Here is a 25,449-nt window from a genome sequence, read left to right as displayed (position 1 = left end):
GGGCGCGCGGGACGGCGTGCCCCGCACCGCTGGACCGAGGGAGTCAGAGTGGGCGAGCGCGGCGAGACCGAGGCGACGGGCCGGGTCACCATCCGCGACGTGGCGGCACGCGCGGGAGTGTCGGTGGCCACGGTGTCACGCGTTCTCGCGGGCAACTATCCGACGTCCGCGGCGTCCCGGGCGAAGGTGCTGCGGGCGGCCAAGGACCTGGACTACGTGGCGAACGCGCACGCCCGCGCGCTGGCCGGCGCGGGCCGCAAGACGATCGCGGTGCTCCTGCTCGACGTCGTGAGCTCGTACTACGCGGCGGTCGCGCAGGGCGTCGAGAAGGAGGCGGCGCAGCACGACCGGCTGACCCTCGTCGCGTCGACGGGCGCCGACCCGGCCCGGGAGCTGGCCCTGGTGCAGATGATGCGTGAGCAGACGGCCGAGGCGGTCGTGCTGGTCGGCGGTGTGGTCGAGGACGCGGCGTACCGGGAGCGGATGGCCCAGTACGCGCAGTCGCTGGCGGCGGCCGGTTCCCGGCTCGTGCTGTGCGGCCGCCCGGCGCCCGCGCCGGACGTGCCCGCGGTCGTGGTGGAGTACGACAACGAGGCGGGCGCCCACGCCGTCACGAGCCATCTGCTGGGCGCGGGGCACCGGAAGATCGCGATGATCGGCTACCAGCCGGGCAACACGACGGGTGAGGACCGTGTGCGCGGCTATCTGCGCGCGCTCGCGGACCACGGCGTGCCGCGCTCCGACGCGGTGCTGCACGGGGTCGGCTTCGGCCAGCACAACGGCGACCGGGCGATGCGCGACCTGCTCGACCGGTGCGACGGGAAGCCGGAGTTCACGGCGGTGTTCGCGGGCGACGACCGGGTGGCCCTGGCCGCGGTGAAGGTCCTGCACGCGTACGGGCTGCGGGTCCCCGAGGACATCTCGGTGGTGGGGTACAACGACGACCCGGTCGCCGCCGACATGACGCCGGGCCTGACGACGGTGCACATCCCGGGTGAGGAGCTGGGCCGCACGGCGGTCCGGCTCGCGCTCGGCGACACCGGCCGCTCGCAGCAGCGGCGCCAGCTCCTCGGCACGCACATCGTGATCCGGGACAGCGTGCGTCCCGTCACTCCGTAGGTCAGGCGGCCGGGTCGACGGGCCCGGCCGGGTCGCGGTGGTCGGGGTGGATCCAGCTCGGCTTGCGGAACTTGAGGAACGCGGCGGGCGCGGCGATGCCGAGCAGCAGCAGTCCGCCGCCGACGACCAGCAGATAGCGCCACAGCGGCCCGGTGTCGTACTGGTCCGGGGGCACGAACCCGATGACGAGGGCGAGCACGGACGCGACGAAGCCGACGCCCGCGACGATCGTGACGGCGGGCACGACGAAGCCGCGCGGCACGTCGGGGCGGGTGCGGCGCAGCACGACGACGGCCACGAACATCAGCAGGTAGGCGACCAGGTAGATCTGGATCGTGATGACGGAGAACATCCAGTACTGGCTGGAGACGCTGTCGCTGAAGGCGTAGAGGACACCGATGAGGGTGGTCAGGACGCCCTGGGCGACCATCACGTTCTGCGGCACGCCGTACTTGTTGAACTTCTGCAGGAACGGCGGCAGGTAGCCCTCCTGGCGGGAGAGCAGGACCAGGCCCTTGGCCGGTCCGGACAGCCAGGTGAGCATGCCGCCGAGCGCCGCGCACACGAGCATGACGCCGACGACCTTCGTCATCCAGCCCACGTGGAAGTGGTCGAAGAACGCCTGGAAGGCCTGCATCAGACCGGCGGTGAGGCTGAGCTCCTTGGCCGGCATGACCCAGCTGATGGCCAGGGCCGGAAGGATGAAGATCAGCAGCACGAGCCCGGTGGCCAGGAAGATCGACTTCGGGTACTCGCCGCGCGGGTCGCGCAGGGACGACACGTGGACGCCGTTCATCTCCATGCCCGCGTAGGAGAGGAAGTTGTTGACGATGAGGACCAGGCTGGCGAGGCCGGTCCACGGGGGCAGCCAGTGGTCGGCGGTCATCGGGGCGGCGGACGGGTTGCCCTGACCGAGGAAGACGATGCCGAGGGCGACGAGCACGACGCCCGGGACCAGGGTGCCCACGATGAGGCCGAACGAGGAGAGCCCGGCGACCGTCTTCGTGCCGCGCGAGCTGACCCAGACTCCGGTCCAGTAGATGACGACGATGACGATCGCCACGTAGAGGCCGTTCTCGGCGAGGCTCGGGTGGATGACGTACGCGAACGTGGAGGCCACGTAGGCGAGCAGGCTCGGGTAGTAGGCGATCGTCATGGCGAACTGGCACCACACCGCGACGAAGCCCAGCGGTTTGCCGAGCGCCTCGCTGACCCAGCGGTAGATGCCGCCCGTCCAGCCGGAGGCCAGCTCGGCGCCCACGAGGGCGGTGGGGAGCAGGAAGACGATCGCCGGGAGCAGGTAGAGGAAGATCGCCGCGAGGCCGTAGATGGCCATGGTGGGCGAGGGGCGCAGGCTCGCCACGGAGGCCGTGGTCATGAGGCCGAGCGTCACCCAGGAGATGAACTGGCGGCGGGTCCCGTCGTCACCGACTTCCGCGGCTTGCTCCGGTTTGTCCGTTGTCGTCATGGGGTCATGATCAGCGGCGGAGGGGGAGCCCGCATGTCGCCCGATACCGGGTGGGGGTAAGGTGCGGCCATGACGGGGACGACGACCAGGGGCCGCACCGGCCGCGGACGGCTGCTGCTGTTCGTGGTGCTGCTCTTCGGGATCGTCGGGATGCACACGCTGGGGCATCCGTCCGGCCATTCGGGGTCGGGACACATGACGGCCTCGTCGGCCGCGGCTTCGGCTTCCGTGCCGCGGCCGGATCACTCGGGCGGGGCGATGCCAGGCCCGCACGCCGGGTCAGCGCCGAGCGCCGGGCAGCCGATGCCCGGTGACGGCGGCATGGATCCGCTGGGCGTGTGCCTGGCCGTGCTCGGTTCGGTGACGCTGCTGTTGCTGACGGCGCTGGTGCTGCGGCCACTGACCGCGCGCCACCTGCTTCCGCGTCCGCGCGGCATGGCCTGCGCCCAGCGCCCGAACCCTCCCCCGCCGCGCACCCTGCTCGCCCGGTTGTCGGTTCTGCGGATCTAGGCCTGCGCACCGGCTGCTTCGCGCTGCCCGCAACCCGATCGGTCCCCGTCCGCAGGACGGTGGGAACCTGATCGGGTCGAGTGGTGTATCAGAAGCAGCAGATGAGTTCGCCCACTGCACGCAGCACGTACGACACCGACATCGAGGTGCAACTCACCTATGCGCACGACACGTTCACTCCCCGGCTCCCCGACCGCATCGACCAGCCGCCGCACTCTTCTCGGCGCCTCCCTCGCCGTGGCCGGCACGGGGCTGCTGGGCGCCTGTTCCTCCGGCACCGGGTCCGGCTCCGGGCACGGTGGGCACGGCGCGGGCGGCTCCGCGCCCCAGGGCTACGTCGACCCGGCGGGCCCCGAGGTCGAGGCGGCGGAGCGCAGGCGCGGCTCCGGACCGGTCCGCTCTGTCCGCCTGACCGCCGCCGCGACCGCTCTCGAACTGGGCGACAGGACCGTCAAGTCGTGGTCGTACGGGGGTGATCTGCCCGGCAAGGAGGTCCGCGTGACCGCCGGCGACACCCTCGCCCTGACCCTGGCGAACCATCTCCCCGAAGCGACTTCCCTGCACTGGCACGGCCTGGCGCTGCGCAACGACATGGACGGCGTCCCCGGCCTGACGCAGAAGCCGATCGCCCCCGGCGCCGACTTCACGTACCGCTTCGCGGTCACGCACCCCGGCACGTACTGGTTCCACCCCCACTCCGGCACCCAGCAGGACCGTGGGCTGTACGCGCCGCTGATCGTGGACGACCCCAAGGAGCCCCTGTCGTACGACAAGGAGTGGGTGATCGTCCTGGACGACTGGGTCGACGGCGTGGACGGCTCGACCCCGGACGCGGTGCTGAAGGAGCTCAGCTCCGGCATGGACCACGGGGGCGGATCCGGCGGCTCGGGCGGCGGCCACTCCGGGCACGACATGTCGGCGATGAGCGGCACCGACGCGTCCCCGAGCAAGGGTGCGCGCACGGGTGCCGGCACCGGCCCGTCCCGGATGATGATGGGTGCCACGAGCGAGCTGCTCGGCGGGGACGCGGGCGACGTGGCCTACCCGCACTACCTGATCAACGGGCGGACGCCCGAGGCCCCGTCCTCGTTCAAGGCCCGCCCGGGCGACCGCATCCGGCTCCGGATCATCAACGCGGGCGGGGACACGGCGTTCCGGGTCGCGCTCGGCGGGCACGAGATGACCGTGACGCACACGGACGGCTTCCCGGTGCGGCCCGCGAAGACGGACGCGCTGCTGCTCGGCATGGGCGAGCGGTACGACGTGCTGGTCACCGCGGGCGACGGGGTGTTCCCGCTGACGGCACTGGCCGAGGGCAAGAAGCGGACGGCGATGGCGGTCCTGCGCACGGGGTCCGGGGCGGCCCCCTCCCCCACGTCACGCCCCGCGGAGCTGACCGGCAAGCTCGTCACGGCGGACCGGCTGCGCCCGGCGGAGTCGGTGGCCCTGCCGTCCGCCGAGCCGGACCGCACGCTCTCCCTCACCCTGACGGGCAGCATGGAGAAGTACGACTGGGCCTTCGACGGCAAGCCGTACACGGCGGACCAGCGCCATCCGGTCGGCGCGGGCGAGCGGGTCCGCCTGGTGTTCCGCAACCACACGAAGATGTGGCACCCGGTCCATCTCCACGGCCACACCTTCGCTCTGAGCGGCGGGGCGGCGGGCGCCCGCAAGGACACGGCGATCGTCCGCCCGGGCGAAACGGTGACGACCGACTTCGAGGCGGACAACCCCGGCCTGTGGATGGTCCACTGCCACAACATCTACCACTCGGAGGCGGGCATGATGACGGTCCTGGGCTACCGCAAGTAGCCCCCTGCGCGAAGTCCGACGATCGCCCCTGAACGCCGCCCGAAGGGCGTGCGTTCAGGGGCGCGGGGAACTGCGCGAGAAGCCCACCACCGGGCGGCAGAAAGCCAGTAGCCCGCAACCGGCAATGGCGCCGGCCTCACCGCTCGGCAGGAGCGGCGTCCTCCAGAACCTGCCCGGCGACAACCCGCCCGCCCGAACCGGCGACCACCCCACCGGAGACGACCCGGCGCCGGTCGACGAGCAGCGCGACCCCGGCGACCCCGAGTCCGAGGACGGCGAGGACGGCCCCGGCCGGCGCCGGGGAGGTGACGCCCAGGCCCGCGCTGAGGGCGAGCCCGCCGATGAACGCCCCGCCCGCGTTGGCGAGGTTGAACGCGGCCTGGTTGGCCGACGAGGCCAGCGAAGGCGCCGCGGCGGCCTTCTCCATCACCATGAGCTGCAGAGGAGACCCGGTGACGAACGCCGCCGTCCCCAGCAGCAGCACGGCGACGGCCGCGCTCCACTGCGCCCGCATCAGCACGGGGAACAGCGCGAGCACGACCACGAGCGAGGCCAGCCCGCCGAACAGGGTGCCGCGCAGATGGTGGTCGGCGAGCCGCCCTCCGAGCAGGTTCCCGACGGTCGCCCCGACGCCGAACAGTGCGAGCAGCAGCGTCACGCTCCCCGCGGCGTACCCGGCGGCGTCGGTGAGCATGGGCGTGATGTAGCTGTACGCGGCGAACAGGGCGCCGAATCCGGCCACGGTCGTGCCGAGCGCGAGCCACACGGGCAGGGACTTGAGGGCCCGCAGTTCACCGCGTACGCCGACGAGTTCGCCGTGTCCGTGGTCCGCGGGAACGAGCAGTGCGAGGGCGGCGATGGCGAGGAGTCCGATGGCGCTGACGGCGAGGAACGTGGCGCGCCAGCCGAGGTGTTGGCCCATCGCGGTGGCGACGGGGACGCCGATGACGTTGGCGACGGTGAGGCCGAGGAACATCAGCGAGACGGAGCGGGCCTTGCGCTCGGGCGCCACGAGCGAGGTGGCGACGACGGCGCCGACGCCGAAGAAGGCGCCGTGCGGGAGGCCGCTGACGAAACGGGCGAGGAGAAGGGAGTGTTCGCCGGGGGCGGCGGCCGAGACGGCGTTGCCGACGACGAAGAGGACCATGAGCCCGATGAGGACGCGGCGCCGCGGCATGCGTGCGGTGAGGGCGGCGAGCAGCGGGGCGCCGATGACGACGCCGAGGGCGTACGCGGAGACGAGGTGTCCGGCGGAGGGGATGGATATGCCGAGGTCGGCCGCGACGTCGGGGAGCAGTCCCATCATCACGAACTCGGTCGTGCCGATGCCGAAGGCGCCCACGGCGAGCGCGAGCAGGGCGAGGGGCATGGAGGTTCTTCCGGGGAGGGGCGGGCGGTGAGCAGAACTATTAAGTTTACGCCCTGAACAAATATTCCCTCGCCGGGTCAGCGCATGTCCTCCGTCACCGCGTCAGAGCTTGACGCGGGCCGCGATCGGCAGGTGGTCGCTCCCGGTGGCGGGCAGGGACCAGGAGGAGACCGGCTCGATGTCCCTGACCATGATCTGGTCGATGCGGGCCATCGGGAACGAGGCGGGCCAGCTGAAGCCGAAGCCGCTGCCCGCGGCTCCCTGGGTGGAGCGCATCTGGGAGGTGACGGCGTTCAGGGCGCGGTCGTTCATCGTGCCGTTGAGGTCGCCGAGGAGCACGACCTTGCCGAGCTGCTCGTGGGCGATGGCGGCGCCGAGCGCGTCGGCGCTCTCGTCGCGCTGGCTGGCGGTGAACCCGGAGTCGAGCTTGACCCGGACCGAGGGCATGTGGGCCACGTAGACGGCGATGTCGCCCTGCGGCGTGGCGACGGTCGAGCGCATGGCGCGGGTCCAGCCGAGCTTGATGTCGACGGGCCGGGTGGCGCTGAGCGGGTACTTGCTCCACAGGCCGACGGTGCCCTGGACGGAGTGGAAGGGGTAGGTCGCCGCGAGGGCCTTCTCGTAGACGGGGACGTCCTCGGCGGTCAGTTCCTCGAGGGCGAGGACCTGGGCGCCGGAGGCGGCGACGTCTCGGGCGGTGCGGGTGGGGTCGGGGTTGTCGGCGTTCACGTTGTGGGTGGCGACGGTCAGGTCGCCGCCGCCGGACTGCTTGTCGCTGAGCAGGAGACCGCCGAAGAGGTTGAACCAGGCGATCACGGGGACGAGGACCGCGATCACGGCGGTCGCCGAGCGGCGGACGAGTCCGAGGATCAGCAGCACCGGGACGAAGAGGCCGAACCAGGGCAGGAAGGTCTCGGTCAACGAGCCGAGGTTGCCGATGGTGTTGGGGATCTGCGCGTGCAGCAGCATGACGAGGCCGAGCAGGACCGCGAGCACCGCGAGGACGATGCCGCGCCGCCAGTAGCCGCGGTCCTCGCGCAGCCGGACTCCCAGGCGTCGGAGCCGGGATCCGCTGCGCTCGGATTCCTGGGCGTCTGAGCTGTAGTACGCCTGCGCCATGCCGTCGTCGCCTCACTGCCTGCCGTGCCCGCCGTCCCCGCCCGAAGCACCCTAGGCGATGACGACGGCTCGCTGTTCCGTCACACCCCCGTGGGACGGGGGTGATGTGTCGTCCGTACTGCGACGAGGACGAGCGGGGCGGGGCGCCGGGTTCCGGTCCGGCCGGTCCAGGGGGCCTCTGTGACGAAACCCGCACAATCACCCGAGGGGCGGGACCTGCGGCTTTTCACGCCGGACGCCTTCTGTTCCGGGCGCGTTGAGGAGGCCGCGCAGGACGGTGTCGACGACGCGGGCGGAGAGGTCGTCGGCGAGCGGCGCGTCGGACCGCATGACGGTGCGCAGCAGCATGGGGCCGCTGAGGAGGTCGCCGGCGAGTTCGATGTCGGTGCCTTCGGGGAGTTCGCCCTCGGCGACGGCGCGGCGCAGTACGCCGTGCATGGCGCGGCGGCGGGGCTCGACGACGACCTCGTGGTACGCGTCCCAGAGCTTGGGCAGGGTCTTCATCTGGGCGAACACGTTGTGGAGCAGGGCCGAGTTGCGCAGGTTGAGGCCGCGCCGGCGCATGTGTTCCAGGAGGCGGATCAGATCGTCGCGCAGGGAGGTGCCGGGGAGTTCGGGGTCCGGCCCCTCGATGGAGGCGACGACGTCGACGAAGAGTTCTTCCTTGCCGCTCCAGCGCCGGTAGATGGTGGCCTTGCCGACGCCGGCGGTGCGGGCGATGCGCTCGATGGACAGTTCGGCGAGCGGGACGCCTTCTTCGAGGAGCTTCACGACGCCCTCGACGATGGCGAGTTCGGCGGCCTCGCTGCGGGGGCGGCCGCGCGTGGGCGCGGGGCAGTCGGCGGCCCCGCGCATCCGGTGGCGCTGGTAGGACCGCGCGACGGTACCGGCGTCGCCCTGTCCCGTTTCCGGTTCCGGGACCGCGACCGGCTCCGGGACCGTCACCGGCCGGGTCGCCGGGTCGCTCACCGGGGTGTTCTCGGGGTCGTTGTCCGGGCCCGTGCGCGCGCCGGTCGCCACACCGCCCGCACCCGTGTCCGCACCGGTGCCCGTACCCGTGTCCACGTGTCGCCTCCGCTTCCGCCACGCCCCGGAACCCTGCCGTCCGGCGGGGGTCCGGGGTGATTCTCTCAGCGTCGTCAGCCCCCGTGTGCGGTGATCAGTGCCGCGCGCCCACCTTCTCCGGCTCGCCGCTCTGCCCCTGCGGTGCCGCGGGCGGCCGGCCGGGCAGGAAGAGGCCGGTGACGACCGCGCTGACCAGGGCGACTCCGGCGCCCCACAGCGCGGTGACGTGCATGGCGTGCAGGAAGGCGTCGTTGGCGGGGCCGATGAGGGCCTCGCCGCGCGGGCCGAGCTTCTCGGCGACTCCGAGCGTCGCCTCGATGGAGCCGCCGGCGGCGTCGCGCAGGCCGGGCGGGAGCAGGCCCAGCTTGTCCTCGATGCCGCCGCGGTACGCGGTGGAGAGCACGGAGCCGAGGACGGCGATGCCGAGCGCGCCGCCGACCTGCCGGAAGGTGTTGCTCAGCGCGGACGCCGAGCCGGCCTTCTCGCGCGGCAGGGCCTGCATGATGACGACGCTGGTCGGCGTCATGACGTGGGCCATGCCCGTACCCATCAGGAAGAACATCACTTCCAGGAGCCAGATCGGGGTGTCGGCGTCGAGGATCGTGAACGCGGCGAGCATGGCGGCGAGCAGCACCAGGCCGCCCGTCGTGGTGACCCGCACGCCGAACCGGTCGACGACGAGCCGGGCGCGCGGCGCGAAGATCAGCTGGGCGACGGCCAGCGGCAGCATCAGGGCGCCGGTCTGCAACGGCGAGTACCCGCGCACGCTCTGCGTGTAGAAGACGGAGAAGAACGTGACGCCCATGAGGGCGAAGAAGACCAGGGCGATCGCGGCGATGGCCGCCGAGAACACCTTGTTCTTGAAGTAGTCGATGTCGATCGACGGGTGGTCGCTGCGCTTCTCGTAGAGCACGAAGCCGACCAGGACGGCGAGGCCCGCGGCGATCGTGGCCAGGACCTGCGGGCTGGTGAAGTCGCCCTCGTCGCCGCCCTTGATGATCCCGTAGACGAGCAGGACGAGGCCGACGATGGAGAGCGCGACGCCGACGAGGTCGATGCGGCCGGGCTTGGGGTCCTTGGAGTCGGGCACGAGCGCGATCATCAGGACCACGGCGAGGATCACGATCGGCACGTTGACCAGGAAGACCGAGCCCCACCAGAAGTGGTCGAGCAGCAGGCCGCCGGTGATCGGGCCGATGGCGATGGCGAGGCCGACGCCGCCCGCCCAGATGCCGATGGCCTTGGGCTGCTCCTCGCGCTCGAAGACGTTCATGAGCACGGCGAGGGTGGCGGGCATGACGAACGCGGCGCCGAGGCCCATGAGCGCGCGGAACGCGATGAGCTGCACCGGGGAGCCGGACTCGGCGGCGAGCGCGGAGCCGATGCCGAAGACGACGAGGCCGCCGATGAGGACCTTCTTGCGGCCGACGCGGTCGCCGAGCAGGCCGGCCGTGAACAGGAGGCCGGCGAAGACGAGGGTGTAGGCGTTGATGGCCCACTCGAGCTCGCTCTGGGTGGCGCCGAGGCCCGTCGGGGCGGGGGTCGAGATCGTCTTGATCGCGACGTTCAGGATGGAGTTGTCGAGGACGACGATCAGCAGGCTCAGCATGAGCACGCCGAGGATGGCCCAGCGGCGGCGGTGCACCGCCTCGGGTATCCGAGATGCCTCGGGGGCGACGGGAGTGGTCATGCGTACGAGCCTAGCCCCATTTCGATACGGCACCGTTCCGTATTGGAAGTCCGGGAGACTTCCCTTACCGAGGCTTTACCGGGGTCGTGTGCTCTGGCGCGGGGGCTGCACGCGGTGCCACCATGGGAGGTGATCCGGGGACGCCGTCAGGGCGCCTCGAGACGAATTGAAGGAGCCGTTGCGATGACGCAACACGTTCAGGCTGCCCCGACGCAGTCCGCCGACAGCAGCAATCCCAAGGCGCTGTACGGGGGCAAGGGCACCCGGCGCATCACCGTGCGCGACATCACGCTCGCCAAGGAGCGGGGCGAGAAGTGGCCCATGCTCACCGCCTACGACGCCATGACCGCGTCGGTGTTCGACGAGGCCGGCATCCCCGTCATGCTGGTCGGCGACTCCGCCGGCAACTGTCACCTCGGCTACGAGACCACGGTCCCGGTCACCCTGGACCAGCTCACGATGCTCTCCGCCGCCGTCGTGCGCGGCACGTCCCGCGCGCTCATCGTCGGCGACCTGCCCTTCGGGTCCTACCAGGAGGGGCCCACGCAGGCGCTGCGCTCCGCGATGCAGCTCGTCAAGGAGGCGGGCGTCGGCGCGGTCAAGCTGGAGGGCGGCGAGCGCTCGCACGCCCAGATCAAGCTGCTCGTCGAGGCCGGCATCCCGGTCATGGCGCACATCGGCCTGACCCCGCAGTCGGTCAACACGCAGGGTTACCGGGTGCAGGGGCGCGGCGAGGAGGCGGCGCAGCAGCTGCTGCGCGACGCGAAGTCGGTCCAGGACGCGGGCGCCTTCGCGGTCGTCCTCGAACTGGTCCCGGCGGAGCTCGCCGCGGAGGTCACGCGGACGCTCCACATCCCCACCGTCGGGATCGGCGCGGGCCCCGAGACGGACGCGCAGGTCCTCGTCTGGACGGACGCGCTCGGGCTCACCGGGGGCAAGATGCCGCGCTTCGTCAAGCAGTACGCCGATCTGCGTACCGTCATGTCCGACGCGGCGAAGGCGTTTGCGGAGGACGTGGTCGGCGGAACGTTCCCTCAGGAGGAGCACTCCGTCCACTGAGGCGGGGCCCCTCCTGAACACATCTGAGCCATAGCGGCACCATCGCAGCCCGTCGATCTTCCCCCGTCGACGGGCTGCGTCACGCTCCGCTGGGTTGAACCGTCGTGTGTACCCGGTGCCTCGGCGGGCCGCGGGGAGGGCCCACCTCCGCCGTGGGGTCCCGTCGGGCTGAGCTCCGGTGCCGGTGCGCGCTCGGTCGACCCAGCCTCGGAGCCGCGCCCCGGCCCCCAGTGCGCAGTCCGGCCGACCCAGCCTTGGGCAGTCTGCCGCCTGGGGCGATGGGGGTACCCCCTGCTCGAGCGAAGCCGAGAGCTTGGGGGAGGGTGGGCCAGGCGGCACCCCCGGCGCCGGGTGCGCGATTCAGTGGGCCTCCGCTACAGCGCCGCCGCCGTAGGGGCTGACGATCGTCGCCAGGTGCCGCCCGGTGGGGCTTCTCGCGCAGTTCCCCGCGCCCCTGAGGACACGCTCCGCGTGCCCCAGGAGCCATGACGCTCGCGCCCCGCGGGGGAGTCGCTGATCCGGTACAGCCCCGCGCCTCGCGGCGTCGATGTCGGCGGGCTGTCGGCGGAGCGCGGGCGCTGTCGGTGGGATGTCGGTCGGGTGTCGGTGGGGGGCGTCAGATTGGGGGCATGACGCGAATCGACGTGAACCCCGAAGGCGGCCGAGGAGTCGCCGTGGCCGTGCGGGGGCTGGTCAAGCACTACGGCGAGACCAAGGCCCTGGACGGTGTCGACCTGGACGTGCACGAGGGCACCGTGATGGGTGTGCTCGGTCCGAACGGCGCCGGCAAGACCACCCTCGTACGCTGCCTGTCCACCCTGATCACCCCCGACGCCGGCACCGCGGTCGTCGCCGGTTACGACGCCGTGCGCCAGCCCCGCCAGCTGCGCCGCGTGATCGGCCTCACCGGCCAGTACGCCTCGGTCGACGAGAAGCTCTCCGGCCGGGAGAACCTCTACCTGATCGGGCGCCTGCTCGACCTGTCCCGCAAGGAGGCCCGCGCCCGGGCCGACGCGCTGCTGGAGCGGTTCTCGCTGACCGAGGCGGCGAGCCGCCCGGCCCGGACCTACTCCGGCGGCATGCGGCGCCGCCTCGACCTGGCCGCCTCCATGATCGGCCGCCCGCACGTGCTCTACCTCGACGAGCCGACGACCGGCCTCGACCCCCGGACCCGCAACGAGGTGTGGGACGAGGTCAAGAGCATGGTGCGGGACGGCGTGACCGTGCTGCTCACCACCCAGTACATGGAGGAGGCCGAGCAGCTGGCCTCCGAGCTGACCGTCATCGACCGCGGCCGCGTCATCGCGAACGGCGGCATCGACGAGCTCAAGGCGAAGGTCGGCGGCCGCACGCTGCGGATCCGCCCCACGGACCCGCTGGAGCTGCGCCCGCTGGCGCACGCGCTGGACGACCTGGGCCTGACCGGCCTGGCCGCGACCACCGTGGACACCGAGTCCGGCACCGTGCTCGTCCCGATCCTGAGCGACGAGCAGCTGACCGCCGTCGTCGGCGCGGTCACCGCGCGCGGCATCACGATCGGCTCCATCGCCACCGAACTGCCCAGCCTGGACGAGGTGTTCCTGTCCATCACCGGCCAGAAGGCGACCGTCCCCCAGGACGCCAGGCCCGAACTCGAGGAGGTCGCCGTATGAGTACCGCCACCACCGCTCCCACCATCACCGTCGCGGCCGACCCCCGGATCGGACTGCGCGGCCACCTGCGCCACACCGGCGCCCTCGTCCGCCGCAATCTGCTGTGGATCAAGCAGGATCCCGAGTCGATGATGGACGCGGTCCTGATGCCCGTCATCTTCACGCTGCTGTTCGTGTACGTCTTCGGCGGCTCGATCGGCCAGTCCCTCGGCGGCGGCCAGCAGCAGTACGTGCAGTACGTGATCCCCGGCATGGTCGCGATGATGAGCATGAACATCGCGCAGGGCGTCGGCACCGGCTTCAACGAGGACTTCCACAAGGGGATCATGGACCGCTTCCGGTCCCTGCCCATCGGACGCGGCTCGGTCCTGATCGCGAAGATCTCCGTCGAACTGCTGCGCCTGCTCGTCGCCACCACCGTGCTGATGGTCGTCGCGGTCCTGGTCGGCTTCGACATCACGAACTGGGGCGGACTGTTCGCCGCGCTCGGCCTGTCCGCGCTGTTCGGCTCCGCCGTCATGTGGATCTTCCTGGTCCTCGGCGTGACCATGAAGAACGCCCAGTCCGTGCAGGCGATGGGCTTCCTGGTGATGATGCCGCTCCAGTTCGGCTCGTCGATCTTCGCGCCGACCGCGTCGATGCCGGGCTGGCTGGAGAACTTCACCAAGTACAACCCGATGTCCGGGCTCGCGGACGCCGCCCGCGGTCTCATGGTGGGCGGCCCGGTCGCCCACGGCCTGTGGGTGACGCTCGCCTGGACCGCCGGCCTGACGGTCGTCATGGCCCCGGTCGCGATCCGCAAGTTCACCAAGAAGGCCTGACACAAGGCCGGTTCACCCGGTACGCGTCTGACGTCAGAAGAGGGCGGCGGCCTCCTCCACGGAGAGGGCGCCGCCCTCGGCGCGCTCCCGCTCGTAGTCCGCGTCGTCGAGCACGGCGCGCAGGGCCGCCTCCGCGTCGGCCCGCCACTTGCGCTCCATCCCGTTCGGGATGTGCCCCTCCGGCAGCGAGGCGTCCGCCGCGCCGATCAGCCGGGCCGCACGGCACGTGTCGCCGTCCTGCCCGCGCAGGGTGAGCGCGCGGGCCGCGGTGAGCAGCTGCATCGCCATCAGGTGCGGCATGATGATCACGGCCAGCGGGTCCGCGGCGAGCTCCACGGCCCGCGACACGTTCGCCAGCGCCGACTCGGCGCATCCCTCGGTGACGTCGATCATCGCTTCCATGCCGGTCAGCATGGAGTGGAAGAAGTTGACCCCCTGCCCCGCGAACTCCTCGCGCAGCAGCTCCAGTTGCTCCCGCGCCTCGGCGATCCGGCCGGTCGAGGCGAGGCGCCCGACGAGGATCATCCGGGCGACGGGCCGGGCCTCGTTCGCCGGCCGTCGCGCGGAGTCGAGCGCCTGCCACAGCATCCGCTCCCCCTCCTCCGCCTCCCCCAGCTCGATCAGCACCTGCCCCAGCCGCACCTGGAGGATCGTCGACTGGGCGTGCGCGCCCATGTCCTCGGCGACCTCACGGGCCCGCCGGAAGTCGGCGGCCGCCTGCGCGAACCGGCCGAGCTTCTCGTGCGCCTCGCCGCGCGCCGACAGCGCCTCGGCTACGCCCCACTCGTCACCGAGCCGGGTGAACAGCTCGATCGACTCGTCGGCGTCCGCGATCCCGGTGGCGGCCCAGGAGGCCCGGTTGGCGTGCAGGTTGGCGCGCAGTTGCAGGACGAGGGCGAGCTCCCACTCGTAGCCGAGTTCCCGGCAGGTCGCGACGGTGATGTCGGTGAGCCGGTGCAGCCGCTCCAGGTCGCCGGTCATGACGACGGCGAAGTACCAGATGTTGCCGGGCGGACGGCAGGCCTGCGGCAGGTCGGCCCGGTAGGTGTCGACGATGATCCGCAGCCGCTCCTGCCCGGCCTCGGAGCGCCACTCGTCCATCTCCATGTCCATGGTCGCGAACCGGCACAGGTGGAGCTGGCGGCGGGCCTCGGCGAGGAGTTCGCCCGTGAACGGGGGCGGGGCGTCGGTGCAGCGCTCCAGGATCGGCGGGGCGGGCCGGGCGGGCCCGGCGAACGGGTCGGGGCCGAGCGCGGCGACCTCCCGCGTCCAGGTGCGCCCGTCGGTGCGCAGGTCCCGCATCTGCCAGAACCAGGCGAGCGACAGGACGAGCCCGAGCCCCTCCTGCTCGTCCCGCGCGGCGACGGCGTGCCGCAGGGCGGTGCGCAGGTTCTCGTAGTCGCGCTCGATGCGGGCGACGGCGGCACGCTGGTGGCGGCCGCGCAGCAACGGGTCGGTGGTGCGGGCGAGTTCGCGGTAGTACGTGAGGTGGGCGCGCTCGGCGCTCTCCCGGTCGCCGGCCTCGTCGAGCCGGTCGCCCGCGTACTCGGCGACGGTCTCCAGGAGCCGGTAGCGCATGCCGCCCTCGTCGTCGGGGGCGGCGACCACGAGGGACTTGTCGACGAGCGAGCCGAGCGCCTCCAGCACGTCGGGGGCGTCCGCGCCGGCGGTGGCGCACACGGACTCGGCGGCGGCCAGGTCGCAGCCGCCGCTGAACACGGACAGCCGGGCGAGGACGGTGCGCTCGGGTGCGTCGAGCAGGTCCCAGGACCAGTCGACGACGGCGCGCAGGGTCTGCTGGCGGGGCAGCGCGGTGCGCGCGCCGGAGGTGAGCAGCCGGAAACGGTCGTCGAGCCGGTCGGCGATCTGGCGCGGGGTGAGCATCCGCAGCCGGGCGGCGGCGAGTTCGATGGCCAGCGGCAGTCCGTCGAGGCGGCGGCAGATCTCGCCGACGGCCTCCGGGGCCTCGTCGACGGTGAACCCGGGGCGCACGGCGGCGCCGCGCTCGCCGAACAGCCGCAGCGCGTACGGCTCCGGGAGCGGCTCGACCGGCTGGAGGGCCTCGCCCGGGACGCCGAGGGGTTCGCGGCTGGTGGCGAGGACGGTGACGCCGGGGCAGCGGGCGAGGAGCTGTTCGGCGAGGGCGGCCGCCGCGTCGATCACGTGCTCGCAGTTGTCGAGGATGATCAGCATGCGGCGGTCGGCGCAGTGCTCGACGAGGCGGACGAGCGGGTCGTCGCCGTGCCGCTCGCTCGCGACGCGCAGTTCCTCGGCGCCGGCGCCGCGCAGCACGGTCTCGCGGGCGCCGAGCGCGCTGACGACGGCCTCCGGCACGGCCTCGGGGTCGCCGACGGGGGCGAGCTCGGCCAGCCACACCCCGTCCGGGACGGCGTCGCCGCCGGCCAGGCCGTCGGCGACCTCCTGCGACAGGCGGGTCTTTCCGGCGCCGCCCGGGCCGAGGAGCGTGACGAGGCGGGCGCGGGCCAGTTCGGCGCGGATCGCCTCGATGTCGTGCTCGCGGCCCACGAAGGAGGTGAGCCGGGCCCGCAGGTTGCCCCGCACCCCGGCCGCCTTCCGTACGGGCCGGTCGACCGTGCCGGGGTCGAGCAACTCGGCGTGCAGTGAGCGCAGTTCGGGCCCCGGGTCGGCGCCGAGCCGGTCGGCCAGTCCTCGGCGTACGTCCTCGTAGGCGGCCAGCGCCTGGGCCGCGCGGCCGGTGTCGCGCAGGGCGCGCAGCCGCAGCGCCTGGAGCGGTTCGTCCAGCGGGTGCGCCACGCACAGGGCGGTCAGCTCGGGCAGCGCGGACTCGGCCCGGCCGAGCGCGAGCAGGGCGGTGAGGCGGGCGCGGCGGGCGTCGAGGCGGCGGGCGTCCCAGCGGGCGGCCTCGGCGGTGCGGTCGGGGAGGTCGGCGAGGGCGGGGCCGCGCCACAGGGCGAGCGCGTCGTCGAGGGCGTCGGCCGCCTTCGCCGGGTCGTCGTCGGCGAGGGCGCGCAGGCCGTCGGCGGTGAGCCGCTCGAAGCGGAACAGGTCGACGTCGTCGGAGGTCGCCGCGAGCCGGTAGCCGCCGCTGTCCGCCGAGTCGACCGCGCCGGCGCCGAGGGTGCGGCGCAGCCGTCCGACGAGGGCCTGCAAGGCGCCCGGGGCGTCGGCGGGCGGTTCGGCGCCCCACACCTCGTCGACGAGCAGGGCGGCGGGGACGGTGCGGCCGGGGCGCAGGGCGAGGGTGGTCAGGAGCACGCGGAGTCGGGCTCCGCCGACCGGGACGGGGGTGCCGTCGTCGCGGAGCGCCTCCGTCGGACCTAGCAGGCGATAGCGCACGGGGCCCATTGTCGCCGGTCGGGCGGGTCGGGTCAGCGCGGGGTTGCCGGGGTGCGGGTTCGTCGTGGTTCGGCGGCCTGCCGCCGTGGCGGGCTTTCGCCGTGGTTCGGCGGCCTGTCGCCGTGGCGGGTTGGACCTTCGTCGCCGGGTGCGGGTTTCGTCGTGGCTGGGCGCGCAGTTCCCCGCGCCCCTGAAGGCGCACTCCGTGCGCCCCAGGGGCATCACGGTCGCGCCCCGCGACGGAGCCGCTGAAGGCGTGCGCTTCGCGTCGGCTTCCCCGGGTGTGCGGGAACTCCTTGTGGAGGGCGGGGCGTTTTTCGGGGGTGGCCGGGTACGTTCGGTCACGCCGTCGATCACCGGCGTCATCGGACCCGCGACCCCTGGAGTGCCCGTTCATGAAGTCCGCCTCCGCCCGGCGCGGCACCAACCGGATCAGCCCCGTGTTCCTCGGGATCGCTGCCGTCACGGCGGTGTCCGGGTGGGCGGTGTGGACAGACTTCGCGGCGGCGCCGGGCGTCGCGGTGTTCCTTTTCGTCACCGGCGCGTGGATCGTCTCGCTGTGCCTGCACGAGTACGCGCACGCCCGCACGGCCCTGCACAGCGGCGATCTGTCCGTCGGCGCCAAGGGCTACCTCACGCTGAATCCGCTCGTCTACTCGCACGCCGTGCTGAGCATCATCCTCCCGGTGATCTTCGTGATCATGGGTGGCATCGGTCTGCCCGGCGGGGCGGTCTACATCGAGCGAGGCCGGATCCGCGGGCGCTGGAAGCACAGTCTGATCTCGGCGGCGGGCCCGCTGACGAACGTACTCTTCGCCGTCGTCTGCACCGCCCCGTTCTGGCTGGACGCGCTCGACGGGGTGCCGGACACCTTCCGGTACGCGCTCGGTTTCCTGGCGCTGCTCCAGGTGACCGCGGCGATCCTGAACTTCCTGCCGGTACCGGGCCTCGACGGCTACGGGGTCATCGAGCCCTGGCTGTCGTACAAGATCAGGCGGCAGGTGGAGCCGTTCGCCCCGTTCGGGCTGCTCGCGGTCTTCGCGATCCTGTGGATCCCGTCGGTCAACCACTGGTTCTTCGATGCGGTCGACGCCCTGCTGCGCGGCCTGGGCGTGACCGAGTGGGACACGTACTGGGGCCGCAGGTTCTACGAGTTCTGGGAGGGGACGCCGGAGATCCCGACCGTCACGCTGCCTCGGTAGGGCGCGCGGCTTCCTTCTCCATGCGGGCCTTGCGGACGTAGAACCACGTCATGTTCGACGTGATGCCGGCGATCAGGACCCACACGACACCCAGGAAGCTGCCCTGGACGAAGGAGACCACCGCGGCGGCGACGGCGAGGACGCAGAGCACGAGGGCGAAGAGTGCGATGCGGGGCATGGGGGTCGGCTCCAATACGGCACGTACGGCACGGCGGTGTTTCGCCGTTTCGCCGACCAGTGTCCCCCATGCCCCGCCCGCGCCTGAACGCGCCCTGATTGCGCGGGCGTGTGGTTATACGTCCGTGACGCGCAGACCCGCGTGGGCCTTGTAGCGGCGGTTCACGGAGATGAGGTTCGCGACCAGGGACTCGACCTGGTGGGCGTTGCGCAGGCGGCCCGCGAAGACGCCGCGCATGCCGGGGATGCGGGCGGCCAGCGCCTGCACGGTGTCCGTGTCCTCGCGGGACTCGCCGAGCACCATCACGTCGGTGTCGATCTCCTCGATCGCCGGGTCGGCGAGCAGTACGGCCGACAGGTGGTGGAAGGCGGCGGTGACCCGGGAGTCGGGGAGCAGGGCGGCGGCCTGCTCGGCGGCGCTGCCCTCCTCGGGCTTCAGGGCGTAGGCGCCCTTCTTGTCGAAGCCGAGCGGGTTCACGCAGTCGACGACGAGCTTGCCGGCGAGGTCCTCGCGCAGCGCCTCCAGGGTCGCGCCGTGTCCGTCCCAGGGGACGGCGACGATGACGATGTCGCTGCGGCGGGCGCACTCGGCGTTGTCGGCGCCCTCGATGCCGAGGCCCAGTTCGTCGGCGGCCGCCTGGGCGCGCTCGGCGGCGCGGGAGCCGAGGATCACCTTCTGTCCGGCGCGGGCGAACCGGTAGGCGAGGCCCTTGCCCTGCGGGCCGGTGCCGCCGAGCACGCCGACGACGAGCCCGGACACGTCGGGCAGCTCCCAGGGGTCCTTGGCGGGGGCCTTCACGGGGGCGGCGGGCTGTGCGCTGTCACTGGTAGTCATGAGGCGACCTTACTCATGCGTACGGTCCTGGTCAGCTGGGTCGGCCTGTGACTCGTACGGGCGGTCTTGGGGCGAACGGGCCGGACGGGGGCGGTGGTTCGGGCACCATGCGGGGCCATGGACGCCGTACGAGTAGCCCTGCTGCGCGAGGTCCTCGCCGGAACGGGGTGGCCCGCCGCCACCCGCCGCTTCGCCGGGGCGCTGCGCTCGTCGGTGTCGGCGCACGGGGGCGGACTGCTCCTCGTCGGCACCGAGTCGTACGAGCCCTGGCACCTGGCGGCGCACCTGGTGGACGAGGCCGCGTGGTCCGGGACGCCGGAACTGGCGCCGACCCTCGTCCGGCACGCCGCGCGGCCCGACGACCCGGCGCACCTGGCGGTCGGGCTCGGACGGCTGGAGGCGGCGCGGCGCGGGGAGACGCTGCTGGTGGTGACGCCGGACGAGGCGGGGGCGGGGCTGCTGGAGCGGGTGCACGACGCGCGGCGGGCGGGGGCGACGGTGCTCGCGCTCGACGCGGAGGGGGCGGGTGGGGAGCTGCGGGCGATGGCCCACGACGCGCTGACCGTGCCCGGTGACACGGACCTCGACCTCGACACGGTGCAGCATCTGGTGAGTGCGGCGGCCGGGGAGAACGCGGTGCCGGCGCCCCGCGCCCGGCGCGGCTTCCGCGACCGCCTCTCCCGCCTCGCCGACCACCTCACGGCTCCGCCGCCGACCCGGTGGTGAGCGGGCTTCGCCGTAAATGCGTTGCCGGGGTCGCGGGACGCGTCGAGCATGGGTGCTCGTGTCCGATCAACCGCCGCGTTCCTCGAAACTGTCCGCTCTGTTGCCCGATCTGACGCCGTGGCGTTCCGTGCGGGACTTCCGGCTGCTCTGGACGCAGGGGCTGGTGACGTACTTCGGCAGTTTCATGGCGATGGTCGCGCTGCCGTTGCAGATCAAGGAGCTGACGGACTCGCCGCTCGCGGTGGGCGCGATGGGCGCGGTGGAGCTGGTGCCGCTCGTGGTGTGCGGTCTGTACGGCGGCGCCCTTGCGGACGCCGTGGACCGGCGCCGGGTGATCCTGTGGACGGAGGCGGGGCTGGGCGGCCTGGCCCTGATCCTGTTCGTGAACGCGCTGCTGCCGAGCCCGCTGCTGTGGCCGCTGTATGTCGTGGCGGCCGGCGTCTCGGGCCTTGCCGGGCTGCAGCGCCCGGCGCTGGACTCGCTGCTCGCCCGGATCGTGCCGCACAACCAGCTCACCGCCGCGGCGGCGCTCAACGCGCTGCGCTGGAACGCGGGCGCGATCGCGGGCCCGGCCCTGGCGGGCGTGGTCGTCGCGTACGCGGGGCACGCGACCGCGTACGCGGTGACGGTCGTCGGGTTCGCCGTCTCGGTGGCGATGTGCACGCGCCTCGCCCCGGCGCCGCCCGCGCACGACGCGGTCAAGCCGTCGCTGCGGGGCCTGGCGGAGGGCGCGGCCTACGCGTGGTCGCGGCCGGTGCTGCTCGGCACGTACGCCGTCGACATGGCGGCGATGTTCTTCGCGTTCCCGAACACGGTCTTCCCGTTCCTCGCGGACGAGCTGGACGCGCCGTGGTCCCTGGGTCTGATGTACGCGGCCGGCGCGGTGGGCTCCCTGTTCTGTTCGCTGACCAGCGGCTGGACGTCCCGGGTGCGGCGGCACGGGCTGCTCGTGGTGGCCGGGGCGGCGGGCTGGGGGCTGGCGATCGCGGCGGCGGGGTGGTTCTCGAACGTGTGGCTGGTGCTGGTGTGCCTGGCGGCGGCCGGCGCGGGCGACATGGTGAGCGGCCTGGGCCGCTCCACCATCTGGAACCAGACGATCCCGGACGCCCTGCGCGGCCGCCTCGCCGGCATCGAGGTGCTGTCGTACAGCGTGGGCCCGCAGCTGGGCCAGCTGAGGGCGGGCGCGGCGGCGGGCTGGACGGGGACGCGGACGGCGATCTGGACGGGCGGCGCGGCCTGCGTCCTGTCCGTGGCGGCCCTCACCGCCGCACTGCCGAAGCTCCTCACCTACGACGCCGACACCGACGAGGACGCCGTGCGGCGCCGCGACGCGGCCGCGGTCTGACCCTGCGGGCGGACTTCAGTCCTCGTCGTCGGGAGAGCCGGGCGTGCCCGAGGACTTGTCGTGCCAGCGCGGGTCCCCCTCCCATTCGAGGTTCCGCTCACGCGCCGTCTCCATGGCGTGCGCCGCCTCCTCGCGGGACGCGTACGGCCCGAACCGGTCCTTGGCGGGGCACTCGGGCCCCTCCTCGACCTTCTGGTGCTCCAGGCAGTAGTACCACTCACCCGGTTTACCGACGGTCCGCTTCTTGAACAGGGCCACGGCCGACTCCTCTCCTCAGGATCTCCTCAGGGCGCTCAGAGCCATGGTCCCCCACTGCCGCTCGTTACACTCGCTGGCATGTCAGTCCCGTCGCAGTCGTCGCTTCTCGTCCCCGGGGAACAGTCCCCGATCCGCTCCGTGCCGGGGAACATCCGGCGCCCCGAGTACGTGGGCAAGCCCGCGCCGGCCCCGTACAAGGGTCCCGAGGTGCAGACGCCCGAGACGATCGAGGCGATGCGGATCGCCGGCCGGATCGCGGCGCAGGCGATGGAGGAGGCGGCCAAGGCGATCGCGCCGGGCGTCACCACGGACGAGCTGGACCGGATCGCGCACGCGTACATGTGCGACCACGGCGCCTACCCCTCGACGCTGGGCTACCGCGGCTTCCCCAAGTCGCTGTGCACGAGCGTCAACGAGGTCATCTGCCACGGCATCCCGGACTCGACGGTCCTGCGCGACGGCGACATCGTGAACCTGGACGTGACGGCGTACATCGGCGGCGTGCACGGCGACAACAACGCGACGTACCTGGTCGGCGACGTGGACGAGGAGTCGCGTCTGCTGGTCGAGCGCACCCGCGAGTCGCTGAACCGGGCGATCAAGGCCGTGAAGCCGGGCCGCCAGATCAACATCATCGGCCGCGTCATCGAGTCGTACGCCAAGCGCTTCGGCTACGGGGTCGTGCGGGACTTCACCGGGCACGGCATCAACTCGTCGTTCCACAGCGGGCTGATCGTCCCGCACTACGACTCCCCGCACGCGACGACGGTGATCCAGCCGGGCATGACGTTCACGATCGAGCCGATGCTGACGCTGGGCACGCACGACTACGACATGTGGGACGACGGGTGGACCGTCGTGACGAAGGACCGCAGGCGGACGGCTCAGTTCGAGCACACGCTGGTGGTCACGGACACGGGCGCGGAGATCCTGACCCTGCCGTAGTCGCCCGCCGCCGTACGTGAGCCCGTCCCGGGGATCCGGGGCGGGCTCTTCTTATGTTCGGCTGATCGGGGAAGGGGTAAGTTCTGTTACCGACACACTGTCGGGAAGATGAAACGGCTCGCGGAGGCTTCATGGACACCCCGTTCTCCACCCTGATCCGCACGGCGTCGCACGAGCAGCACACGGAGGCGGAGACGTCGACGTTCATGGGCGACCTGCTCGGCGGTGCGCTCGGCGTGGAGGCGTACACGCGGTACACGGAGCAGCTGTGGTTCGTGTACCGGGCGCTGGAGGCCGATGCGGAGCGGCTGGCGCGGGACGCGGTGGCGGGCCCGTTCATCCGGCCCGAGCTGCTGCGGGTGCCGGAGCTGGAGCGGGATCTGGCGCATCTGCGGGGCGCCGGGTGGCGCTCCTCGGTGTCGGCGCTGCCGGCGACGCGGGAGTACGCGGCGCGGGTCGCGGAGTGCGCCGCGTCCTGGCCCGGCGGCTATGTGGCGCACCACTACACGCGCTATCTGGGCGACCTCTCGGGCGGGCAGATCATTCGCGACAAGGCGGAGCGGACCTGGGGTTTCGCGCGCAAGGGCGACGGTGTGCGCTTCTACGTGTTCGAGCAGGTCGGGAACCCGGCGGCGTTCAAGCGGGGCTATCGCGAGCTGCTCGACAAGATCGCGGTGGACGACCTGGAGAAGCAGCGGGTGATCGCCGAGTGCAAGCGGGCCTTCGCGCTGAACACGGCTCTGTTCTCGGCCTTGGGCGAGGAGTTCTCCTCGGCCGCCTGACCTCCGCCTGACGTCCGCCCGGCCTCCGCGTGCTCTCCCCGCTGCGGCCGCCGCGGGGGTTCAGCGGGCGGCGGCCAGCCGGACGCGTCCCCCGACCTCGATCCACCCCTCGGGCTGGGGGGCCGTCAGGATCTGGGAGCCGGCGCCCTGGCGGATGTTCAGGGCGCGGCCCAGCCGGTCCGTGAGGAGCAGCGCGGCGGCGCCGGTCGCCTCGTCCTCCACGATGCCGTCGTCGCGGCCGGGGAAGGCCCGGGCGCGGACCCGTCCGGCGGCCTCGTCCTCCCAGGCCCAGGCGTAGATCCACTCCCCGCTGGGCGGCACGGGCAGCGCGTCGACCTCGGCGGCGGACCCGTACCGGCGCAGGGTGCGCGGCGGGGCCCACTCGGCGCGGGCCTCGATCCAGCTGAACTCGCCGTCGAGGCGGGCGCCGACGACGCCCGCGGGCACGCTCAGCTCGGGCACGTCGAGGAGCCAGGCGGAGCCGACGCAGGGGTGGCCGGCGAAGGGCAGGCGCAGGGTCGGCGTGTAGATGTCGATGACGCCGCGCTCGGGGTCGTCGACGAACACGGTCTCGCTGAAGCCGAGCTTCCCGGCGAACGCCTGGCGCTCGGCCCGGCCGGGCAGCAGGGAGCCGTCGCGCACGACGCCGAGCTCGTTGCCGTGCCGGCCGTCGGGCCCGCAGAAGACGCGCAGCACGTCGTAGGGCACGTCATCCATGTTCTCCATGCCGTTCCCCATGCCGCTCCCCCCGCGGTTCTCCATGCCGTGCTCCGTGCGGTTCTCCACGTCCCGCAGTGAACCACGCCGTCCGGGCCACCAGCCGACTTGACCCTCTCTTGACCAGCTCCTGGGTCGCTGGTGGGTCGGTCGTGTCCAGGCCGCGACCACCGCTCTCACATGAGAGCTGAATCACGGGACAGAGGGGTAGAACTGAGGTAAGCCTCATATAAGTTAGGGCCGCCTTAGTCGTTAGCTGCCGTACGACCCGTACTTACCTGGAGCCCGCATGCGAGCCGTCCGACTCACTGCCGCCACCGCCGTCGCCACGGTGGCTGCCCTGACCGCCGTCACGGGCTGCACCGAGAAGAGCGACTCCAAGGACAAGGGTTCCGACGCGGTCAAGGTGACCGCGACCGACGACAGCTGCAAGGTCTCGGCCACCTCGTTCCCCGCCGGCCACGTCAAGCTGGCGGTCGAGAACAAGGGCTCCAAGGTCACCGAGGTCTACGTCCTGTTCCCGGACGACCGGATCGTCACGGAGCGCGAGAACATCGCCCCCGGCACCAAGGCGAACATCACCGCGGAGATCAAGGCGGGCGACTACGAGATCGCCTGCAAGCCCGGCATGACGGGCAAGGGCATCCGTCAGAAGGTGAAGGCGACCGGCGGCAAGGCGGCCGCGAAGCGCGACCCGCGCCTCGACAAGGCCGTGGCCGAGTACCGCACGTACACGCAGGCGCAGGCCGACGAGACGCTGCCCAAGGTCAAGAAGTTCACGGACGCGATCCGCAAGGGCGACGTCGAGGCCGCCAAGAAGGCCTACGCCGACTCCCGCATCGGCTGGGAGCGCACCGAGCCCGTCGCCGAGTCCTTCGGTGACATCGACCCGAAGGTCGACGTCCGCGAGGACGGTCTGGAGGACGGTCAGGACCCGAAGACGGACTGGACCGGCTGGCACCGCCTGGAGAAGTCGCTGTGGAAGGACGGCAAGATCGGCTCCCGTGAGAAGGAGCTGGCCACGCTGCTCGACAAGGACCTCAAGGACTGGCAGAACCGCGTCGGCAAGGCCCTGATCACGCCGACCTCGATGGCGAACGGCGCCAAGGAGCTGCTCGACGAGGTCGCCACCGGCAAGGTCACCGGCGAGGAGGAGGCCTACTCGCACACCGACCTGGTCGACTTCAAGGCCAACGTCGAGGGCGCCGAGAAGGCGTACGACCTGCTCAAGCCGGTCGCCACGGAGAACGACGCGGCGCTCACCAAGGAGCTCGACCGCCAGTTCGCCGCGCTGAACAAGCTGCTCGACGAGTACCGCGAGGACAAGAAGTCCTACGACTTCACCTCCTACGACAAGGTCGGCGAGGCGGACCGCAAGGAGCTGTCCGACGCCGTGAACGCGCTGGCGGAGCCGCTGTCCAAGCTGGCCGCGGCCGTCGTCGTCAAGTAAGTCGTCGTCA

Annotated in this window: 22 protein-coding genes; 12 read left to right on the top strand and 10 right to left on the bottom strand. The window is 72.3% G+C overall.

Features of this window, described 5'->3' with window-relative positions:
- Positions 1–48: 48 nt before the first annotated feature.
- Positions 49–1,119: a LacI family DNA-binding transcriptional regulator gene (locus tag IAG42_RS25415; protein ID WP_188339275.1), complete on the top strand. Its 1,071-nt coding sequence runs from the start codon at positions 49–51 to the stop codon at positions 1,117–1,119.
- Position 1,120: 1 nt separating this feature from the next.
- On the opposite strand, the gene IAG42_RS25410 is transcribed toward IAG42_RS25415, so the two are convergent.
- A complete protein-coding gene (locus IAG42_RS25410; protein WP_188339274.1) occupies positions 1,121–2,587 on the bottom strand; it encodes an APC family permease in 1,467 nt (488 codons plus the stop codon).
- Between the two features lie 69 nt (positions 2,588–2,656).
- Between IAG42_RS25410 and IAG42_RS25405 the strand changes: the two genes are divergently transcribed.
- Complete coding sequence (locus tag IAG42_RS25405; protein WP_188339273.1) at positions 2,657–3,097, top strand: DUF6153 family protein; 441 nt, start codon at positions 2,657–2,659, stop codon at positions 3,095–3,097.
- Positions 3,098–3,256: 159 nt separating this feature from the next.
- Complete coding sequence (locus IAG42_RS25400) at positions 3,257–4,909, top strand: multicopper oxidase family protein (protein WP_188339272.1); 1,653 nt, start codon at positions 3,257–3,259, stop codon at positions 4,907–4,909.
- Between the two features lie 136 nt (positions 4,910–5,045).
- Here the strand turns inward: IAG42_RS25400 and IAG42_RS25395 are convergent, their stop codons facing one another.
- The 4 genes from IAG42_RS25395 to IAG42_RS25380 all read right to left on the bottom strand — a co-directional run bounded on the left by IAG42_RS25395 (position 5,046) and on the right by IAG42_RS25380 (position 10,152).
- Positions 5,046–6,278: an MFS transporter gene (locus tag IAG42_RS25395; protein WP_188339271.1), complete on the bottom strand. Its 1,233-nt coding sequence runs from the start codon at positions 6,276–6,278 to the stop codon at positions 5,046–5,048.
- 102 nt (positions 6,279–6,380) lie between these two features.
- On the bottom strand, positions 6,381–7,397 hold the full coding sequence (locus IAG42_RS25390; protein WP_188339270.1) for an endonuclease/exonuclease/phosphatase family protein: 1,017 nt from the start codon (positions 7,395–7,397) through the stop codon (positions 6,381–6,383).
- A gap of 198 nt (positions 7,398–7,595) precedes the next feature.
- On the bottom strand, positions 7,596–8,252 hold the full coding sequence (locus IAG42_RS25385) for a TetR/AcrR family transcriptional regulator (protein ID WP_188341595.1): 657 nt from the start codon (positions 8,250–8,252) through the stop codon (positions 7,596–7,598).
- A gap of 304 nt (positions 8,253–8,556) precedes the next feature.
- Positions 8,557–10,152, bottom strand: coding sequence for a DHA2 family efflux MFS transporter permease subunit (locus IAG42_RS25380; protein ID WP_188339269.1), 1,596 nt, complete (start codon positions 10,150–10,152; stop codon positions 8,557–8,559).
- A gap of 183 nt (positions 10,153–10,335) precedes the next feature.
- Between IAG42_RS25380 and panB the strand changes: the two genes are divergently transcribed.
- From panB to IAG42_RS25365, 3 genes are all read left to right on the top strand, one after another.
- On the top strand, positions 10,336–11,211 hold the full coding sequence (gene panB / locus IAG42_RS25375) for a 3-methyl-2-oxobutanoate hydroxymethyltransferase (protein ID WP_188339268.1): 876 nt from the start codon (positions 10,336–10,338) through the stop codon (positions 11,209–11,211).
- Positions 11,212–11,840: 629 nt separating this feature from the next.
- On the top strand, positions 11,841–12,863 hold the full coding sequence (locus IAG42_RS25370) for an ATP-binding cassette domain-containing protein (RefSeq protein ID WP_188339267.1): 1,023 nt from the start codon (positions 11,841–11,843) through the stop codon (positions 12,861–12,863).
- A complete protein-coding gene (locus IAG42_RS25365) occupies positions 12,860–13,684 on the top strand; it encodes an ABC transporter permease (protein ID WP_188339266.1) in 825 nt (274 codons plus the stop codon). The genes IAG42_RS25370 and IAG42_RS25365 overlap by 4 nt, the downstream gene beginning before the upstream one ends.
- Positions 13,685–13,717: 33 nt before the next feature.
- Here the strand turns inward: IAG42_RS25365 and IAG42_RS25360 are convergent, their stop codons facing one another.
- Positions 13,718–17,011: a BTAD domain-containing putative transcriptional regulator gene (locus IAG42_RS25360; protein ID WP_188339265.1), complete on the bottom strand. Its 3,294-nt coding sequence runs from the start codon at positions 17,009–17,011 to the stop codon at positions 13,718–13,720.
- Positions 17,012–17,397: 386 nt separating this feature from the next.
- Between IAG42_RS25360 and IAG42_RS25355 the strand changes: the two genes are divergently transcribed.
- Entirely contained in the window at positions 17,398–18,204 is an 807-nt protein-coding gene (locus tag IAG42_RS25355; RefSeq protein WP_188339264.1) for a site-2 protease family protein, read from the top strand.
- On the opposite strand, the gene IAG42_RS25350 is transcribed toward IAG42_RS25355, so the two are convergent.
- Both IAG42_RS25350 and npdG read right to left on the bottom strand, forming a co-directional pair.
- Positions 18,188–18,382, bottom strand: a complete 195-nt coding sequence (locus tag IAG42_RS25350) for a hypothetical protein (protein WP_188339263.1) — start codon at positions 18,380–18,382, stop codon at positions 18,188–18,190. The genes IAG42_RS25355 and IAG42_RS25350 overlap by 17 nt on opposite strands.
- A 114-nt stretch (positions 18,383–18,496) precedes the next feature.
- Positions 18,497–19,216 (bottom strand): NADPH-dependent F420 reductase, encoded by a 720-nt coding sequence (gene npdG, locus IAG42_RS25345; protein ID WP_188339262.1) that lies wholly within the window; start codon positions 19,214–19,216, stop codon positions 18,497–18,499.
- Positions 19,217–19,333: 117 nt separating this feature from the next.
- Between npdG and IAG42_RS25340 the strand changes: the two genes are divergently transcribed.
- Together IAG42_RS25340 and IAG42_RS25335 are read left to right on the top strand one after the other, a co-directional pair.
- Positions 19,334–19,942 (top strand): hypothetical protein, encoded by a 609-nt coding sequence (locus IAG42_RS25340; protein WP_188339261.1) that lies wholly within the window; start codon positions 19,334–19,336, stop codon positions 19,940–19,942.
- A 16-nt stretch (positions 19,943–19,958) separates the two neighbouring features.
- The gene (locus IAG42_RS25335; protein WP_188339260.1) at positions 19,959–21,287 is read left to right on the top strand and encodes an MFS transporter; all 1,329 of its coding nucleotides are present in this window, start codon (positions 19,959–19,961) and stop codon (positions 21,285–21,287) included.
- A gap of 15 nt (positions 21,288–21,302) precedes the next feature.
- Here the strand turns inward: IAG42_RS25335 and IAG42_RS25330 are convergent, their stop codons facing one another.
- A complete protein-coding gene (locus IAG42_RS25330) occupies positions 21,303–21,545 on the bottom strand; it encodes a hypothetical protein (protein WP_188339259.1) in 243 nt (80 codons plus the stop codon).
- A 78-nt stretch (positions 21,546–21,623) separates the two neighbouring features.
- On the opposite strand from IAG42_RS25330, the gene map reads away from it, so the two are divergent.
- The gene (gene map / locus IAG42_RS25325) at positions 21,624–22,490 is read left to right on the top strand and encodes a type I methionyl aminopeptidase (RefSeq protein WP_188339258.1); all 867 of its coding nucleotides are present in this window, start codon (positions 21,624–21,626) and stop codon (positions 22,488–22,490) included.
- A 131-nt stretch (positions 22,491–22,621) separates the two neighbouring features.
- Positions 22,622–23,272, top strand: coding sequence for a biliverdin-producing heme oxygenase (locus IAG42_RS25320; protein WP_188339257.1), 651 nt, complete (start codon positions 22,622–22,624; stop codon positions 23,270–23,272).
- A gap of 60 nt (positions 23,273–23,332) precedes the next feature.
- On the opposite strand, the gene IAG42_RS25315 is transcribed toward IAG42_RS25320, so the two are convergent.
- On the bottom strand, positions 23,333–23,989 hold the full coding sequence (locus IAG42_RS25315; protein WP_188341594.1) for a PhzF family phenazine biosynthesis protein: 657 nt from the start codon (positions 23,987–23,989) through the stop codon (positions 23,333–23,335).
- Positions 23,990–24,278: 289 nt separating this feature from the next.
- Between IAG42_RS25315 and efeO the strand changes: the two genes are divergently transcribed.
- The gene (gene efeO, locus IAG42_RS25310) at positions 24,279–25,439 is read left to right on the top strand and encodes an iron uptake system protein EfeO (protein ID WP_188339256.1); all 1,161 of its coding nucleotides are present in this window, start codon (positions 24,279–24,281) and stop codon (positions 25,437–25,439) included.
- Positions 25,440–25,449 lie beyond the last annotated feature (10 nt).

The organism is Streptomyces xanthii (genome assembly GCF_014621695.1).
Lineage (GTDB): Bacteria > Actinomycetota > Actinomycetes > Streptomycetales > Streptomycetaceae > Streptomyces > Streptomyces xanthii.
This window is presented reverse-complemented; position numbering and strand designations above follow the sequence as displayed.